Raw genomic sequence first — 16,755 nt, forward strand, 5'->3', positions numbered from 1 at the left:
CGAATTTTTATCTGTCCTGGCTCTTAACCTTAATCCGCGACCGCCGTTATAGCCCTCATGAACGGGGCAACTTCACCTTCCGCTAGCCCGCAACATGGGCTGACCGACCGCTTGGCGCGATGGGCGAAAGGCCTGTCGGGCAAGGCCGATGACGACGAGGGTGGCGCGGAAGATCAGCGCCCCCGCGCGGGGTCCGCCGCGAACCGCGAAGTGACGCGCCGCCGCCGCCTTTATGAAGAGATTGGCGACTTCCTGTTCGCCCATGACCTGGACCTGACGCCCATCAATTTCAGCGTGGCGCTCGATTATCTGACCGGCGCGAATATCGGCGTGGAAAAGGCGATCAAGGCAGTGCTGATGGAGCGCGGCAAGATCACCAACGGCTGGATCGAATCGGTCGCGGCCAGTCAGAGCCCGGATGAAGTCACACCCGATTCGCTCGCCACGATGCTGGACAAGGTCGAGGAAAATCTGACCCAGTTTACCGGCCTGATGCACGAATCGCGCAATTCGGCCAAGGATTATGGTGCCGCATTGCAGGAGCAGGCCAAGGGCCTGGCCGAGGGCGGTGATGCCGAACCCGTGCTGGCGCGCCTTGTCGGCCTGACCCGGTCGATGGTGGAAAAGACGCGACTGGTCGAAACCCAGCTGCGCGAAAACCAGAAGCAGACGCAGGCGCTCAAATCCAGCCTGGAAAATGCCCGCCGCGCCGCCGAACATGATCATCTGACCGGCCTGCCCAACCGCCGCGCCTTTGAAGGCGTGCTGCGGGAGGAAGTGAAGCTGGCGCAGGACAATGGCGAGACGCTGTCCGTCGCCTTTTGCGACATCGACCATTTCAAGCATGTCAACGACACGCATGGGCATGAAACGGGCGATCGGGTGCTGAAATTCGTCGCTGGTCTGCTGGCCAAAGTTTCCAACGACCATTGCCATGTCGCCCGCCATGGTGGCGAGGAGTTCGTCATGCTGTTCCGCGGCAAGACCGCTGCCGAAGCATGCGAGGCCGTCGATGCCGTGCGGGAGGATCTGTCCACCCGCAGCCTGGTCAACCGCACCAATGGCGAACGGATGGAACGTGTCAGCTTTTCCGCCGGTGTTGCCAACGTGCTGGCCTATGAAGACCCGCGCAGCGCCCTGAAGGCCGCCGACCGCGCGCTCTATCTGGCCAAGGAACATGGCCGCAACCGGGTCTATCTGGCGGCGGAGACGGATTGAAGGGGGGCGCGTCCGGCGTTCCTTAGAAATCCGGCTTTTCATAATGGGGCGGGGGCGTAATCACCTCCATCCTTTCGGACAGAAGCGGCCGGAAGGACGGGCGCGATTTGAAACCTGCATACCAGCGCCGCACCGGCTCATGGCCCTGCCAATCGATGCCACCCAGATAATCCGCGACCGACAGGTGCGCCGCCGCCGCAATGTCCGCCAGGCTGAGCGTACCGCCCCCCATCCAGCTGCGATGGTCGAGCAGATAGTCCATATAATCCAGATGGACATTCGCCCGCTTCATGGCCTCCCGCAGGATGCGCGCGTCGGGCGGGGCGCGTTCGATCAGCCTTTTCTTCATCCGCTCGTGCAGCAGCGGGCCGACCACGTCGCCATAGAAATTCTGGTCGAAAAAGGCGGTCAGCCGCCGCACTTCCGCCCGGCCAGCAGCCGAGCCGGAGATGAGCGGGAACTTCTCCACCGTTTCCTCGAAATATTCGCAGATCGCCTGGCTGTCGATCAGGGTGATGCCCTTGGCCTCGTCAATCAGCACCGGCGTCGTCCCGGCCGGGTTCCGATCGAGAAATTCGTCGCGCATCTCCCAGGGCGATTCGCGTACCAGATCATAGCCGACACCCTTCTCCCCCAGCAGCAGGCGGACCTTGCGAGAGAAAGGGCAGAGCGGAAATTGATAGAGAAGCCACATAGGCGATTCCTGTTAGGCGTGCCGGAGCGCCGGGGAAAGCGGCAAAATGAAAGACGGTCGATCTGGCGCTCCGGTCATATCGACCAAAAGGATGATGATAAACGGCATGAACAGCGCTTCCGATCCTCGTGTCAGGACGATAGAAGGCCATCCAAACAACGGTTTCGCTACGGAAGGGGTGCCCGATGTCTGATGATTTTTTCCCGGTGCCGGAAGATTGGGCCAAGAATGCGCTGATGGACAAGGCCGCGCGCGCTGCCGATTATGCCCGCTCGATTGACGATGCCGACGCCTATTGGCTGGAACGGGCGCAACGGCTCGACTGGATCACGCCGCCGACCCGCGCCAATGAAAGCAGCTTTGCCGAGGCCGACTTTGGCGTCAAATGGTTCGCCGACGGCGTGCTGAACGTCAGCGCCAACTGCATCGACCGCCATCTGGCGACGCGCGGCGATCAGACCGCGATCGTCTGGGAACCCGATTCGCCCGATGCGGAGCCGCGCCGCTACAGCTATGCACAGGTGCATGAACAGGTGTGCCGCCTGGCCAATGTGCTCAAAGCCGCTGGCGCCAGGAAGGGCGATCGCATCACCCTCTATCTGCCGATGATCCCCGAAGCCGCCTTCGCCCTGCTCGCCTGCGCCCGGATCGGCGCGGTTCACAGCGTCGTGTTCGGCGGCTTTTCCCCCGAAGCGCTGGCCGGGCGCATCATCGATTGCGATTCCACCCTGGTCGTGACCGCTGACGAGGGTCGTCGCGCGGGCAAGACGGTGCCGCTCAAGGCCAATGTCGATGCCGCGCTGAAGGATTGCCCCAGTGTGAAGAAAGTGGTGGTCGTGCAGGCCACCGGCGGCACTGTGGCCATGACGCCCGGTCGCGACCTTTGGTTGCATGAGGAAGCCGCGAACGTCTTGCCCGATTGCCCGCCCGAACCGATGAATGCCGAAGACCCGCTGTTCATCCTCTATACGTCGGGATCGACCGGCAAGCCCAAGGGCGTGCTACACACGACCGGCGGCTATCTGCTCTGGGCGAGCCTGACGCACGAACTCTGTTTCGACTATCGGCCAGGCGACATTTACTGGTGCGCGGCCGACATCGGCTGGGTCACCGGCCACAGCTATATCGTCTATGGCCCGCTGGCGAACGGCGCGACCACGCTCATATATGAAGGCGTGCCCAACTATCCGACGCCAGCGCGCATCTGGGAAGTGGTCGACCGGCATCAGGTCCAGACCATCTTCACCGCCCCCACGGCGCTGCGCGCGCTGATGAAGGAAGGCGACGAATTCGTCCATTCGACCAGCCGCAAATCACTCCGGCTGCTGGGCACCGTGGGCGAGCCGATCAACCCGGAAGCCTGGCGCTGGTATCACAGCATTGTCGGCGAAGGGCGCTGCCCGATCATCGACACATGGTGGCAGACGGAAACAGGTGCGGCGATGATTGCGCCGACGCCCGGCGCCACCGACCTGAAGCCCGGCTCCGCCACCTTGCCGATGCCCGGCGTGGTGCCGCAGATTGTCGATGCGGAAGGCCATGTGCTGGAGGGCGCGACCGAAGGCAATCTCGTCATCGCGCAAAGCTGGCCGGGTCAGATGCGCACCGTGTGGGGCGATCATGATCGCTTCTTCCAGACCTATTTCACCACCTTCCCCGGCAAATATACGACCGGCGATGGCGCGAGGCGGGATGCGGACGGCTATTACTGGATCACTGGCCGGGTGGACGACGTCATCAACGTGTCGGGCCACCGCATGGGCACCGCAGAGGTTGAAAGCGCGCTGGTCCTGCATGAAAGCGTTGCCGAAGCCGCCGTCGTCGGCTTCCCCCATGATATCAAGGGCCAGGGCATCTACGCCTATGTGACGCTCAACGCGCATGACGAGCCAAGCGATGAGCTGCGCAAGACGCTGATCAAATGGGTCCGATCCGAAATCGGCCCGATCGCCACGCCGGATGCCATCCAGTTCGCGCCGGGCCTGCCCAAAACCCGGTCGGGCAAGATCATGCGTCGTATCCTCCGTAAAATTGCGGAGGGCGAAGTGTCGGCGCAGGCGCTAGGGGATACCAGTACGTTGGCCGATCCGTCGGTGGTCGACAATCTCGTCGCGAACCGGCAGGGTTGACGCCTACGCCCAAGGAGTTGCCATGGACCGCTATACCTCTGTCGCTCGCGCCCTGCACTGGATCCTGGCGGTCCTGATCATCGTCAATCTGGTCCTAGGCATCGGGCATGACGCCCTGCCCAAGGATTGGGCGGTGATGCCGGTTCACAAGTCGATCGGCCTCACCGTACTGGCGCTCACGCTGGCGCGACTGGCCTGGCGCGTCGGCCACCGCCCGCCATCGCTCCCCAGCGCGATGCCGGTCTGGGAAAAGGCGGCGGCGCACGCCACCCATGGCGTCTTTTACGCCTTCATGATCCTGGTCCCGCTGACCGGCTGGGTCATGACATCGGCGGGTACGCGGCCGCTCAACTGGTTCTTCCTGTTCGACGTGCCGAAATTCGCGGTGACCAAGGGCGACGCGATCGTCGGCCTGTCCAGCGAGGGGCATGAGGTGATGGGTTTTGCCTGGGTAGCGCTCATCATCGTCCATATCGCCGCTGCGCTGCGCCATCATGTCGTGCTGAAGGACAATGTGCTGCGGCGGATGATATGACGGTTACGATTGCTGGATGAACGGCCTGATCATCCGGCCCTGCCACCAGCGCAGGGCATGCCAAACGAACGACTAGACCATCTCGCCCGTCAGCAACCGTGGCAGCGCGCCTGATTGCCCACGCGCTTCTGCCATGAAGCGTCCCTTGAGCAGCGACGTCCGCTGCACCGCGGCCAGTCCCGCGCGCCGCGCCAAGGCAGGCAAACGCCCCGGCACATCGAACAGCCGCACCAGCCCGTCCATCGCCACGCTGACCGACAGCGAATCCAGGCTCCGCCAGCGCTGGTAGCGCGCCAGCAATTGCGCGTCGCCCGGATCAAGCCCCAGCCTCTTGCCCTCCACCAGCACCTCCACCAGCGCGGCGACATCACGGAAGCCCAGGTTCAGCCCCTGCCCCGCAATCGGGTGAATGGCGTGGGCGCTGTCGCCAACCAGCGCCAGCCGCGTATCGGTAATGCGCGCGGCGTGGTGGAAGCCCAAAGGATAGGAGGAACGCGGCCCTGCCAGACGGATTTCGCCCAGAAAGCCGCCGATCCGCTTCTGCGCTTCGGCCAGCCAGGCACGCTCGGACAGTTTGAGCATGGCGGGCGCCTGCTGCGTGGGCACAGTCCACACGATCGCCGATCGCGTGCCAGGCAGCATCGGCAGCAGCGCGAACGGGCCGCCGACATAGAAAATCTCATAGGCCGTGTTGGCGTGCGGCACTTCATGGTCGATCGCCGTGACCATGGCGGTATGTTTATATTGCCAGCGCGTGGTGCGGATGCCCGCAGCCTCGCGCGTCGGACTGTTGCGCCCCTCCGCCGCGACCAGCAGCGCGCCACAGATCACGGCACCGCTCGCCAACGTCAGCGTCACGCCATCGGCGTTGCGGTCGACATGGATGGCGCGATCGGGCTGGAAGCGGGTGAGATGGACGGCATCGGCCGCCGCCTGCGCCAGCGCAATGCGCAGGTCGCGATTGGGGATCATCGTCCCATCACGCCATCGTCGGCATCCGGCACGAAATCGAGCGCCCCCGGCTCCAGCCCGTCGCTGACCCAGATCCGGTCGATCGGGCAACCCTTCCCTTCCAGAAACGGCGCGACGCCGATCGCCGACAGCATCGCAAAACTGGTCGAACTGATTGCCGATACGCGGCCGTCAAAGCCGCTGGCGGTCGTGTCCACCGGATCGGCAGGGTCGATCACGGCACAGCGCACGCCATGGCCGGAAAGGGCGATGCCAAGGGTCAGGCCGACAAGGCCCCCACCCAATATCACGACGTCGAAGCGTTCCATGACCCGCTATCTAGGCGCTTGGGGGGCGATTGGGAAGCGACCTGAACCAAATAGCATAGTGCTCCCGCCAGCGCGGGAGCACTATGCGTCCAGATATCAAACCATCCGTACCCAGCCCGCCGGATCGGCGACCGTTCCGCGCTGGATGCCGGTAAGTTCCGCCCGCAGGGTTTCGGTGACGATGCCACCATCGCCATTGCCGATGGTGAAATCGCCATCCACGCTCTTGACCGTGCCGATCGCCGTGACGACCGCCGCCGTGCCGCAGGCAAAAGCCTCGCGCAGCTTGCCGCTGGCCGCATCGGCGCGCCACTGGGCAAAGCTGTAGGGTTCTTCGCGCACGTCATGCCCCTTGGCGCGGGCCAGGGTGATGATCGAATTGCGGGTGATGCCGGGCAGGATGGTGCCGCCGAGCGGGGGCGTGACGATCGATCCGTCATCCATGACGAAAAAGACGTTCATGCCGCCCAGTTCCTCGACCCACTTATGCTCCGCTGCGTCCAGGAACACGACCTGATCGCAGCCATGGCCGATCGCTTCCTTCTGCGCGATCAGCGATGCGGCATAGTTGCCGCCGCATTTGGCAGCGCCCGTGCCGCCCCGCGCAGCGCGGGTGTAATGTTCCGATACCCACAGGGTCACGGCCTTCTTGCCGCCCTTGAAATAGGCACCGGCGGGCGATGCGATGACACAGAAAATATAGTCGTTGGACGGGCGAACGCCCAGGAAATTCTCGCTCGCGAACAGGAAGGGGCGCAGATAGAGGCTGCCTTCGCCGTCCGGAATCCAGTCGGCGTCAATCTTGACCAGCGCCTCGACCGCTTCGAGAAAAACCTCCTGCGGCAACGCAGGCATCGCCATGCGATCGGCCGATTCGGCAAAGCGACGGGCGTTTTCCTCCGGGCGGAACATGGCGATGCTGCCATCCGCCAGCCGATACGCCTTCATCCCTTCAAAGATTTCCTGCGCATAGTGCAGCACGGCACAGGCCGGGTCGATCTGGAACGGCTCACGCGGACCGACGGCATGGCTGTGCCAGCCCTGCCCTTCAGTGTAGCGGATCGTCACCATATGATCGGTAAAGATACGCCCGAAACCGGGGTCCGCCAGCAATTGCTCACGCTCGTCCGCCGACAAAGCCCTGGGGCTTGGCGTTACGGTGAAGCGGGATGTCTGCTCGACGTCCATAGTCTGTCTCCTTGGGTTGGAGGGCGAGCCTATGTCACAAATAGACGCGCGAAACAACGTCAACTATACTGACCCATCAGGCCAGTATTGGCATGCTGGCCTCTTGGCGCTCCCCTGTCCGCCCGCTATCGCTTGGCCATGCACTTTTTTTCCGACAATGCGACCCCGCTATGCCCGCAGGTGATGGCGGCGATAGCCGCTGCCGATCTGGCCGATCATGGCTATGATGGCGACCAGTGGAGCGCCCGGCTGGATGACGCTTTCTCGGCCCTGTTCGACACGCGCGTCCGGGCACTGTGGATCGCGACCGGCACGGCCGCCAACAGCATCGCGCTGGCAACGCTCTGCCCGCCCTATGGCGGCGTGATCTGCCATGAAGAAGCGCATATCGTCGTCGACGAATGCGGCGCGCCCGGATTCTTCACCCATGGCGCGAGCCTCATGGCTTTGCCCGGCGAGGGCGCGAAACTTCATCCCGACATGGTCAGCGCGCGGCTCGCGGCGATCCGCCCGGACGTGCATCAGGTGCCAGCCCGCGCGATCAGCATCACCAACGCCACTGAATATGGCCGCGCCTACACGCCCGACGAGGTCGCAGCGCTGGGCGACATCGCGCGCACCCACGGCCTGGGCTTCCATATGGATGGCGCGCGTTTTGCCAATGTGGTGGCGCATCTGGGCTGCGCGCCCGCCGATCTGACATGGCGCGCCGGCGTCAACGCGCTCAGCTTTGGCTGCGTCAAGAATGGCGGGATGATCGGCGAGGCATTGCTCTTTTTCGGCCCGCAGGCAGACGCCCGCGCCGCCGAGGCTGCCCGCTGGCGCAAGCGGTCGGGGCATCTATTCTCCAAGGGCCGCTATCTTGCCGCGCAGATTTTGGCGATGGTCGAAGGCGACCTGTGGCTGGCCAACGCCCGCGCCGCCAATGCCGCAGCGCAGGCGCTGGCGCAGGCCGTGCCCGCCCGCCTGCTCCACCGCGTCGAAGCGAATGAACTGTTCATCCGCCTCACCGCCGCCGATGCAGCGGCGCTGCGGGCGCAGGGTTTCGACTTTTACGACTGGGGCGAAGGGGCCGCGCGGCTGGTCACCAACTGGTCACAGGACGCCGCCAGCGTCGCGCCGCTCGCCGCCGCGTTGCGGACACTCGACCATGGCTGAACCGACTGCGAAAGGCGGCATACTCGTCCCCTTCGCGCTCGTCACGCTGATCTGGAGTTCGACCTGGATCGTCATTCGCGACCAGATTGGCAGCGTGCCGCCCAGCTGGTCGGTCTGCTACCGCTTCGCGCTGGCGGGGGTCGCCATGGCCATTTTTTGCCGGATGCGCGGCGTGTCCTTGCGGATTGGCGGCGCGGGGGTGGCCTTTGCCGCGTTACTGGGCACGGCGCAGTTCGTGCTCAATTTCAACTTCGTCTATCGCGCCGAACTTACCCTGACTTCGGGCGTCGTCGCGGTCATCTACGCCATGCTGCTCATCCCCAACTCCATCCTGGCCTTCCTGATTTTCCGTCAGCCCGTCAGTCGCGCCTTCATTGCCGGGTCGGTGGTGGCGACGACCGGCATCATCCTGATGCTGACCCATGAATATCACGCCGCCGACATAGCGCCGGGCGACGTGCTGGCGGGGGTCGGCTTTGCACTCGCCGGGTTGCTCAGCGCCTCTGCCGCCAATGTCATGCAGGGGATGGATATTGCCCGCCGCCTGCCGATGATCGCGGTGCTGGCCTGGGCAATGCTGATCGGCGCGGCGGTGGACGCCGCCTATGCGCTTGCCACGGTCGGCCCGCCGGTGGCCGAATGGCGTACGGGCTATTGGCTGGGCGTGGCGTGGCTGGGCCTGGTCGGGTCGGTCATTACCTTCCCGCTCTATTTCCGCCTGATCCAGCGCATGGGCGCGGGGCGCGCGGCATATACAAGCGTCCTCATCCCGGTGATCGCGATGCTGATCTCCACCCTGCTGGAGGGCTATCGCTGGACCGGACTGGCAGCTGGCGGCGCCATGCTGGCGGTGGCTGGCATGGCGATCGCGCTGCGGGCGAAGGCGGGCTGAACCCGCCCTCGATCCATCCTATCCGCGCAGCACCCCGCCCAGCTTCTGCGCCGCCTTGACGATGGCCGCGCTGATCGTGTCCAGCTCCTCCTGGGTAAAGCTCTTCTCGCCCGGCTGGAGCGTCACTTCAATGGCGAGCGACTTGCTGCCTTCGTCCACGCCCGGCCCGGTGAAGACGTCGAACAGGCGCGCGTCCACAATCGCCTTCTTGTCCGCGCCCTTGACGGCGCGAACCAGCGCATCGGCCTCGACCGAGTCAGCCACGACAAAGGCGAAGTCGCGCTTCACCGCCTGCAAGGCGGGTGGCGCATAGGGCGCGCGCATGAAGCCCGACTTGCGCTTGCCCGGTATCGCATCGAGGAAGATTTCACCCGCCACCACCGTGCCGCTCAACCCGAATTGCTTGGCAAGGCCGGGATGCAACACGCCATATTCGGCCAGCACCACCTTGGGGCCAAGCCGCAGCGTGCCTGACTGACCGGGATGATAGGCGGCAGATGCCTCGCCGAAGTTCTGGAGGTTGGCGACCGGCGCACCCGCCGCAGCCAGCAGCGCCATGACGTCCGCCTTGGCGTCATAGGCGGTGAAGGGCTGGGCCTTGCCATCCTGCCAGCTGCGCGGTTGCTTCTCGCCCGCCAGCACGAAGCCAACGGTCGCCCGCTCACCCTGTTTGAAATAGCGCCGTCCCAGCTCGAACAGCCGCACCGACGCAGCGCCGCGATCCATGTTGCGGCGACTGGCCGACAGCAGGCCCGGCAGCAGCGAAGGGCGCATGACCTTCAAATCTTCCGAGATCGGATTGGCCAGGGTCCACTGCCCCCCGCCCACGGAAGCGGCTTCCTTTTCCGACAGGAAGGACCAGTTGATCGCCTCGGCAAGGCCGCGCGCCGCCGCCGTGCGGCGTACGCGGCGCTCGACCAGCTGCTCCGCCGTCGCGGTCGGGCGGGCGACGCCCGGCATGCGCGGCAACGGGGTGGATGGCACATGCTCCAGCCCGACGATCCGCACCACTTCCTCGACAATGTCGGGCCAGCCATCGATGTCGCGGCGCCAGCTCGGCACCGTGATCGACCAGATGCCCGGCACGGTCACCGGCACGCCATCCTCATAATCGGTGCGATTGTCCTGCCCGCTTACGACAAAGCCCAGGCTTTCGAGGATGCGTTTCTGTTCGTCCGCCGCCACATAGACGCCCGCCAGCGTCAGGCACTGGTCGGGCCGGTAATCCACAAGCTTGGGTGTTACCGGCGGCGCCCCCGCATGGGTCGCTTCGCTGGGCGTACCACCGCACAGATGCGTCACAAGGCTGGTCGCGATCGACAGGCCATCGTCCAGAAAGGCCGGGTCAACGCCGCGCTCGAACCGCCCGCGCGCGTCCGAGGTCAGGCTGAGCTTCTGGCCCGTCATCGCGATCCGTTCGGGCGTGAAATAGGCGCATTCGATCAGCACGTCGGTCGTGCCGTCCTGAGCGCCCGAATGTTCGCCGCCCATGATGCCGCCAATGTCATGGACAGCTTCATCGTCTGCGATGACGGTCATCGTCTCATCGACGGTGTAGGTCTTGCCGTTGAGCGCCAGCACCTGTTCGCCCGCCTTGCCCTTGCGCGCGACCAGGCCGCCTTTCAGGCTTGCCATGTCATAGACGTGCAGCGGTCGGCCCAGGTCGATCATGATATAGTTGGTGATGTCGACCAGGGTGCTGATCGGCTTCTGCCCGATCGCCTTCAGGCGCTTGGCCATCCATTCGGGCGACTGGCCATTGGTGACGCCGCGCACGGTGCGCGCGAAAAAGGCCGGACAGCCTTCCATATCCTCGGTCTGCACGTCCGGACCCGGCCCCACACCCGCAATATCCGGCACGATGATGGCGTTCAGCGTACCCAGCCCAGCCGCCGCCAGATCGCGCGCGATGCCGCGCACGCCCATGCAATCCTGCCGGTTGGGCGTGATCGACACGTCGATGACCGGATCATTTAGGCCCGCCCAGTCGGCATAGACCTGCCCGACCGGCGCGGCTGCATCCAGTTCGATGATGCCGTCATGATCGTCACCCAGCTCCAGTTCGCGGGTCGAACACATCATCCCGTTGGATTCGACGCCCCGGATCGCGGTCTTTTTCAGCACCATGCCATTGGCGGGAACGACGGCACCCTCGATCCCGAACACGCCGACAAGGCCCGCGCGCGCATTGGGCGCGCCGCACACGACCTGAAGCGGTGCGCCATCGCCATGATCGACGGTCAGAACCTGCAGTTTATCGGCCTGCGGGTGACGATCGGCGGTCAAGACCTTCGCGATCTTGAAGCCACCCAGCTTTTCTGCCGGATTTTCGACACCGTCGACCTCCAGCCCGATGGCGTTGAGCGTCTTGAGGATGGTGGCCAGGTCGGCATCGGTCTTGAGATGCGTCTTGAGCCAGCTCAGTGTGAACTTCATGCGCCCACTCCTCCGCTCAGCGTGGGTACGTCCAGCGCTGAAAAACCATAATGTTTGAGCCAGCGCAGGTCGCCGTCGAAGAAGGCACGCAAATCGTTCATCCCATATTTGAGCATGGCGAGGCGATCGACCCCGGTGCCAAAGGCAAAGCCCTGCCATTCGTCAGGGTCCAGTCCGCATGCCTCGATCACGCGACGGTTCACCATGCCGCTGCCCAGCACCTCCAGCCAGCCGCCATCCGCTGCATCGCCGTCGCCGCCGATCACACGCTGGCCGTTCACCAGCGTATAGCCGACATCGACCTCGACAGAGGGTTCGGTGAAGGGGAAATAGCTGGGGCGCAGCCGCAGCACGATATCCTCGCGCTCGAAAAAGGCCTTCAGGAAGGTCTCCAGCGTCCATTTGAGATGGCCGAGCGTGATCCCCTTGTCGATCACCAGCCCCTCGATCTGGTGGAACATCGGCGTGTGGGTGGCATCGCTGTCGCTGCGATAGACGCGGCCGGGCGCGATGATGCGGATCGGCGGCGCCTGCGTCATCATCGTGCGAATCTGCACCGGCGATGTATGGGTGCGCAGCAGCATCCGCTTCTGACCTTCCTCGTCGGGGAAGTAGAAAGTGTCGTGCATCGCACGCGCAGGATGCGTCTCAGGAATGTTGAGCGCGGTGAAATTATGCCAGTCGTCCTCGATCTCCGGCCCGGTCGCGACCGAAAAGCCCAGATCCGCGAAGATTTCCGCCAGTTCGTCCATCACCTGCGAAACCGGATGCACCGACCCTTGCGGCCCCACATCGGCGGGCAGCGTCATGTCGATCTTTTCCGACGCCAGACGCGCATCCAGCGCCGCCTGCTCCAGCGCCGCCTTCTTCGCGACAATCGCGGCGGTCACGGATTCGCGCAGATCCTGGATCGGCGGCCCCTTTTCCAGCCGCTCGTCCGGCGACATGGCGCCCAGCGTCTTGAGCAGCCCGGTCACGACGCCGTTCTTGCCCAGCGCGCCGACGCGGAGCGCTTCCACCGCGTCCAGCGTGTCTGCGGCATCAATGTCGGCGATCAGCCCGGCTTTCAATGCGCTAATGTCTGTCATCTGATGTCATTCCTGAGAAGCGGAAATATTGCCGCGCCTTAGCGAGACGCGCCGCGCAATGGAAGGCTTACGCCCGCGCGCCCAGCAATGCGCCGCCAAAGCCAACGAACATCACGCCGCTCGCCCGGTTGAACAGGCGCTGGCGGTTCACCGGCTCCAGCCAGCGGGCCAGCTTGACCCCGCCGAGCGCGTAAATGCTGTACCAAAAGCTTTCGATCACCACGAAACTGACCACCAGGATCGCCAGCTGCACCCCGAACGGACGGTCTGTGTCGATGAACTGCGGGAACAGGGCCGCCGCAAAGATGATCAGCTTGGGATTGGACAATCCGGTCAAAAGCCCGGTCGCATAAAGCGCATGATGGGACCGTGCAGGCGCGGCGGTGGCGGCAAGGCCGACTGGCGCGCGCCATGCCTTGATCCCCAGCCAGACCAGATAGGCGACCCCGGCATAGCGCAGCACGTCGAACAGGCGCGGCGAAGCCTTGAGCAACGCCCCAAGTCCCAGCGCCGACGCGATCAGGCACAGCAGCACCGCACTCATCAGACCCGCCATGGTCGCCAGCGCACGGCGCGGGCCATGGGCAATGCTCTGCGTCATCACATGCAGCATGTTCGGCCCCGGCGTGGCGGAGATCAGGAACACGGCAGTCACATATAGCCACCAGAGATGCAGCGACATCGGGTTGGTCCTTTTGATGTCCGGCCAACCCCAAATCCGTTCGGGCTGAGCCTGTCGAAGCCCCCGCCTGAGCGTAGCGAAGGCGCCTCACTCCGTTCGGTGGTGCCCTTCGACTTCGCTCAGGGCGAACGGGTTAGTAGGATCGCAACAAACAAAAAGGGCGCCGGAAGCATCTGCCCCGGCGCCCTTTTGACGATCTTGCGACCGACCGGCCTTATGCTGCGGGCAGCGCAGCCTTGGCCTGGGCGATGATGGCGCTAAACGCCTCGCCTTCGTGCATCGCAATGTCGGCCAGAACCTTGCGGTCCAGCTGCACGCCGGCCAGCTTCAGGCCGTGCATGAATTGCGAATAGGTCAGGCCTTCAGCGCGGACACCCGCGTTGATGCGCTGGATCCACAGGCCACGGAAGCTGCGCTTCTTGACCTTGCGATCGCGGTAGGCGTACTGGCCGGCCTTTTCGACCGCCTGACGGGCGACGCGGATGGTATTCTTGCGACGGCCATAATAGCCCTTCGCCTGTTCCAGAATCCGCTTGTGCTTGGCGCGGGTGGTTACACCCCGTTTGACGCGTGCCATTGTCCCTTACTCCTTACTTCAGGCCGTAGGGTGCCCAGAGGCGGACGTGAGCCACGTCGGCATCGGACAGCACGGAAGTACCACGGTTCTGGCGAATATATTTGGCGTTGTGGCTGATCAGGCGGTGACGCTTGCCAGCGACGCCGTGCTTGACCTTGCCGGAAGCGGTGAACTTGAAGCGCTTCTTCACACCGCTCTTGGTCTTGAGCTTGGGCATTTTCGTCTCCTTTGCGTAGCGCGACGATTGCAGACAGCCCCGGCAGCCCTAGTTAGCCGGGCGGTCCCACTGAATCGTGAAGGGCGCGCATAGGCGGGTATGCACGGAAAGGCAAGCGATTCGCGGAATTTCAATGATGATGATGGTCTGTCGCCCCAGCCATCGCTTCCAGCACATCTTCCAGCCGGGCCGGATCGCCCAGCGCCAGAACACGCCCATCGCTGTCCGCCGTCAGCGGCTCGCCATTCCAGTCGCACATCAACCCGCCCGCGCCCTCGACCACTGGCACCAGCGCGGCAAAATCATAGGATTGCAGACCCGATTCGATCACGATGTCGAGGAAGCCGGACGCAACCAGACCGTAATTATAGCAATCGCCGCCATAGACCGGCCCCTGACGCGGCGATCCACCGGAAACCGCCGCGACCAGCGCCATATAATAAGGCACATCGCCATCGTCGAAGAGGTGCGGGCTGGTCGTCGCAATGCCTGCCCCCTCCAGTGCGCGGCAGACGCGGGTGCGAACCGGCTGGCCATTGAACGTCGTCGGCTGCCCGGCCATCCCGGCCCAGCGTTCATTGGCGATCGGCTGGTCAATGACGCCGATCGTCGGCCAGCCGCCCTGTGTCAGCGCGATCAGCGTGCCAAAGATCGGCCGCCCGGCGATGAAGCTGCGGGTGCCGTCGATGGGGTCGAGTATCCACACCCGCTCGGCGCCTTCCCGCACCGATCCATATTCCTCGCCAATGATGCCGTCGCCCGGACGCTCCTTCTCCAAAATCGCTCGAATCGCCGCCTCTGCTGCGCGATCGGCCTGCGTCACCGGCGATTTGTCCGCCTTATATTCCATGTCATAGCGGGCGCGGAAAAAGGGGCGGATCGCCGCGCCGGCGGCGTCGGCAAGGTGGTTGGCCAGGGCCAGATCATCACGGGTGGTCATGCCCTTCGCCTAGCGGCTGCGCGGCCGTTGCGCTAGACTGCGGATCTATGGAGAAGGAGGGAAAAATGCCCGGTTCGCCCGTTATCCCATGCCTGCGCTATGCCGATGCCCCCGCCGCTATCGACTTTCTGTGCGAAGCCTTCGGTTTCGTGCGCCACGCCGTCTATGCCGATGATGCCGACCCCGGCATCATCCACCATGCCCAACTGGTGCTGAATGACGGCATGGTGATGCTCGGCAGTGTGCAGGACATGGCCGCCGAATCGCTCTACACATGGTCCACCGCGCGCGACCTGGGCGGGGTGACGGGGTGCGTCTATGTCGTGGTGCCCGATGTCGATGCCCATTGCCTCCATGCCCGCAACGAAGGCGCCGTGGTGGTCGATGAGCCGCATGATAATGACGGTTATCCGGGGCGCGGATACAGCGCGCTCGACCCGGAAGGCAATGTCTGGAGCTTTGGCAGCTACGATCCCTGGGCCGCTTAAGCCTTCGGCAACCTCGTCGCGCTAGTCTTGGGGACTGGATGGCGGGAGCGGGCGCATGGCGCTGATCGGCTGGTTTTTGAGTTTTGTCGGCCTGTTCGCAGGGCTTGCGCTGCGGCAGGACATGCCGGTCGGCGGCGCGGCCACCCTGTCCAACCTGCTGATCGCGCTCGCAGTGCTGGCTTGCCCCATGATCTGGCAGGGCAAGCCGCTTGGCATATCACGCGGCCAGCGCGTCGTGGCCGCGCTGATCATGATCCTGTCCTTGCCGCTGGTACTGCTGCCAGCAGGTTAGACCCCTCAATCGAACAGGCTGGACACCGAACTTTCGTCCGCAATCCGCTTGATCGCCTCGCCCAGCAAAGGGGCGATCGGCAGGTGGCGGATATGGGCGGCATTGTTGACCGCGTCCGTCCCCTGGATCGAATCGGTGATCACCAGTTCCAGCAGGTCCGACGCCTCGACCCGCGCGACCGCGCCGCCCGACAGCACGCCATGGCTGACATAGGCGACGACTTCCTCTGCCCCTGCGGCTTTCAATGCGCTCGCCGCGTTGCACAGCGTCCCCGCCGAATCGACGATGTCGTCGATCAGCACGCAGAAACGGCCCGACACGTCACCGATGATGTTCATGACTTCCGATTCGCCCGCGCGCTCGCGGCGCTTGTCGACGATGGCAAGCGGGGCATTGTCGAGCCGCTTGGCCAGCGCCCGCGCGCGCACCACGCCGCCGACGTCGGGCGACACGACCATGATGTTGCGATCGCCAAAGCGCGCCTGAATGTCGGCCGACATGACCGGCGCACCGAACAGGTTATCGGTCGGAATGTCGAAGAAACCCTGAATCTGTCCCGCGTGCAGATCGACCGACAGGACGCGGTCGGCACCTGCCTTGGTAATCAGGTTGGCGACCAGCTTGGCGCTGATGGGCGTGCGCGGGCCGGGCTTGCGGTCCTGCCGGGCATAGCCGAAATAGGGGACGACCGCGGTGATACGCTTGGCCGATGCGCGCTTGAGCGCATCGATCATGATCAGCAATTCCATCAGATTATCGTTGGTCGGATAGCTGGTGGACTGGATCACGAACACATCCTCACCCCGGACATTTTCGTGGATTTCCACGAACACTTCCTCATCGGCGAAGCGGCGGACGCTGGCGTCGGTCAGGGGAATTTCGATATAATCGGCGATGGCGGCCGCGAGCGGCTTGTTGGAATTGCCGGTCATGAGCTTCAT

At 64.3% G+C, this 16,755-nt stretch carries 16 protein-coding genes and 1 pseudogene; 7 read left to right on the forward strand and 10 right to left on the reverse strand.

Translation table 11 applies throughout. The annotated features are described in order from the left end of the window. Positions 1-57 precede the first annotated feature (57 nt). Positions 58-1,218: a GGDEF domain-containing protein gene (locus CJD35_RS03640; protein ID WP_026002593.1), complete on the forward strand. Its 1,161-nt coding sequence runs from the start codon at positions 58-60 to the stop codon at positions 1,216-1,218. A 22-nt stretch (positions 1,219-1,240) separates the two neighbouring features. Here CJD35_RS03640 and CJD35_RS03645 read toward each other — a convergent pair whose 3' ends face one another. Next, the gene (locus CJD35_RS03645) at positions 1,241-1,912 is read right to left on the reverse strand and encodes a glutathione S-transferase family protein (protein ID WP_017184265.1); all 672 of its coding nucleotides are present in this window, start codon (positions 1,910-1,912) and stop codon (positions 1,241-1,243) included. A gap of 185 nt (positions 1,913-2,097) precedes the next feature. Here CJD35_RS03645 and acs point away from each other — a divergent pair, with 185 nt between their 5' ends. Both acs and CJD35_RS03655 read left to right on the forward strand, forming a co-directional pair. Continuing rightward, positions 2,098-4,041 (forward strand): acetate--CoA ligase, encoded by a 1,944-nt coding sequence (gene acs, locus CJD35_RS03650; protein ID WP_086485766.1) that lies wholly within the window; start codon positions 2,098-2,100, stop codon positions 4,039-4,041. Between the two features lie 22 nt (positions 4,042-4,063). Next, complete coding sequence (locus CJD35_RS03655; RefSeq protein WP_017184263.1) at positions 4,064-4,576, forward strand: cytochrome b; 513 nt, start codon at positions 4,064-4,066, stop codon at positions 4,574-4,576. Positions 4,577-4,648: 72 nt separating this feature from the next. On the opposite strand, the pseudogene CJD35_RS03660 reads toward CJD35_RS03655, so the two are convergent. Together CJD35_RS03660 and CJD35_RS03665 are read right to left on the reverse strand one after the other, a co-directional pair. Beyond that, a pseudogene (locus tag CJD35_RS03660) lies at positions 4,649-5,856 on the reverse strand (FAD-dependent monooxygenase). Between the two features lie 96 nt (positions 5,857-5,952). Continuing rightward, positions 5,953-7,044, reverse strand: a complete 1,092-nt coding sequence (locus CJD35_RS03665) for a branched-chain amino acid aminotransferase (protein ID WP_017184261.1) — start codon at positions 7,042-7,044, stop codon at positions 5,953-5,955. Between the two features lie 138 nt (positions 7,045-7,182). On the opposite strand from CJD35_RS03665, the gene CJD35_RS03670 reads away from it, so the two are divergent. Further along, on the forward strand, positions 7,183-8,202 hold the full coding sequence (locus CJD35_RS03670) for a threonine aldolase family protein (protein WP_017184260.1): 1,020 nt from the start codon (positions 7,183-7,185) through the stop codon (positions 8,200-8,202). After that, positions 8,195-9,094, forward strand: a complete 900-nt coding sequence (locus CJD35_RS03675; RefSeq protein WP_017184259.1) for a DMT family transporter — start codon at positions 8,195-8,197, stop codon at positions 9,092-9,094. The genes CJD35_RS03670 and CJD35_RS03675 overlap by 8 nt, the downstream gene beginning before the upstream one ends. Before the next feature lie 18 nt (positions 9,095-9,112). On the opposite strand, the gene pheT is transcribed toward CJD35_RS03675, so the two are convergent. The 6 genes from pheT to CJD35_RS03705 form a co-directional block, all read right to left on the reverse strand. Continuing rightward, complete coding sequence (gene pheT / locus CJD35_RS03680; RefSeq protein ID WP_017184258.1) at positions 9,113-11,530, reverse strand: phenylalanine--tRNA ligase subunit beta; 2,418 nt, start codon at positions 11,528-11,530, stop codon at positions 9,113-9,115. After that, a complete protein-coding gene (pheS, locus tag CJD35_RS03685; RefSeq protein WP_017184257.1) occupies positions 11,527-12,618 on the reverse strand; it encodes a phenylalanine--tRNA ligase subunit alpha in 1,092 nt (363 codons plus the stop codon). The genes pheT and pheS overlap by 4 nt, the downstream gene beginning before the upstream one ends. Before the next feature lie 67 nt (positions 12,619-12,685). Continuing rightward, positions 12,686-13,300 (reverse strand): LysE family translocator, encoded by a 615-nt coding sequence (locus tag CJD35_RS03690; protein WP_017184256.1) that lies wholly within the window; start codon positions 13,298-13,300, stop codon positions 12,686-12,688. Between the two features lie 214 nt (positions 13,301-13,514). Then, entirely contained in the window at positions 13,515-13,877 is a 363-nt protein-coding gene (gene rplT, locus CJD35_RS03695) for a 50S ribosomal protein L20 (protein ID WP_017184255.1), read from the reverse strand. A gap of 13 nt (positions 13,878-13,890) precedes the next feature. Next, a complete protein-coding gene (gene rpmI, locus CJD35_RS03700; RefSeq protein ID WP_004208916.1) occupies positions 13,891-14,094 on the reverse strand; it encodes a 50S ribosomal protein L35 in 204 nt (67 codons plus the stop codon). A gap of 130 nt (positions 14,095-14,224) precedes the next feature. After that, the gene (locus tag CJD35_RS03705; RefSeq protein ID WP_017184254.1) at positions 14,225-15,034 is read right to left on the reverse strand and encodes an inositol monophosphatase family protein; all 810 of its coding nucleotides are present in this window, start codon (positions 15,032-15,034) and stop codon (positions 14,225-14,227) included. A 65-nt stretch (positions 15,035-15,099) separates the two neighbouring features. Here CJD35_RS03705 and CJD35_RS03710 point away from each other — a divergent pair, with 65 nt between their 5' ends. Beyond that, positions 15,100-15,522: a VOC family protein gene (locus tag CJD35_RS03710; protein ID WP_017184253.1), complete on the forward strand. Its 423-nt coding sequence runs from the start codon at positions 15,100-15,102 to the stop codon at positions 15,520-15,522. A gap of 55 nt (positions 15,523-15,577) precedes the next feature. Then, positions 15,578-15,814 carry a hypothetical protein gene (locus CJD35_RS03715; protein ID WP_017184252.1) on the forward strand — a complete coding sequence of 79 codons (237 nt, stop codon included), beginning with the start codon at positions 15,578-15,580 and terminating at the stop codon, positions 15,812-15,814. A 5-nt stretch (positions 15,815-15,819) separates the two neighbouring features. Here CJD35_RS03715 and CJD35_RS03720 read toward each other — a convergent pair whose 3' ends face one another. Beyond that, entirely contained in the window at positions 15,820-16,755 is a 936-nt protein-coding gene (locus CJD35_RS03720; protein ID WP_006952279.1) for a ribose-phosphate pyrophosphokinase, read from the reverse strand.

The sequence above is a fragment of the Sphingobium xenophagum genome, from assembly GCF_002288285.1.
In the GTDB taxonomy this organism is placed as follows: domain Bacteria; phylum Pseudomonadota; class Alphaproteobacteria; order Sphingomonadales; family Sphingomonadaceae; genus Sphingobium; species Sphingobium xenophagum.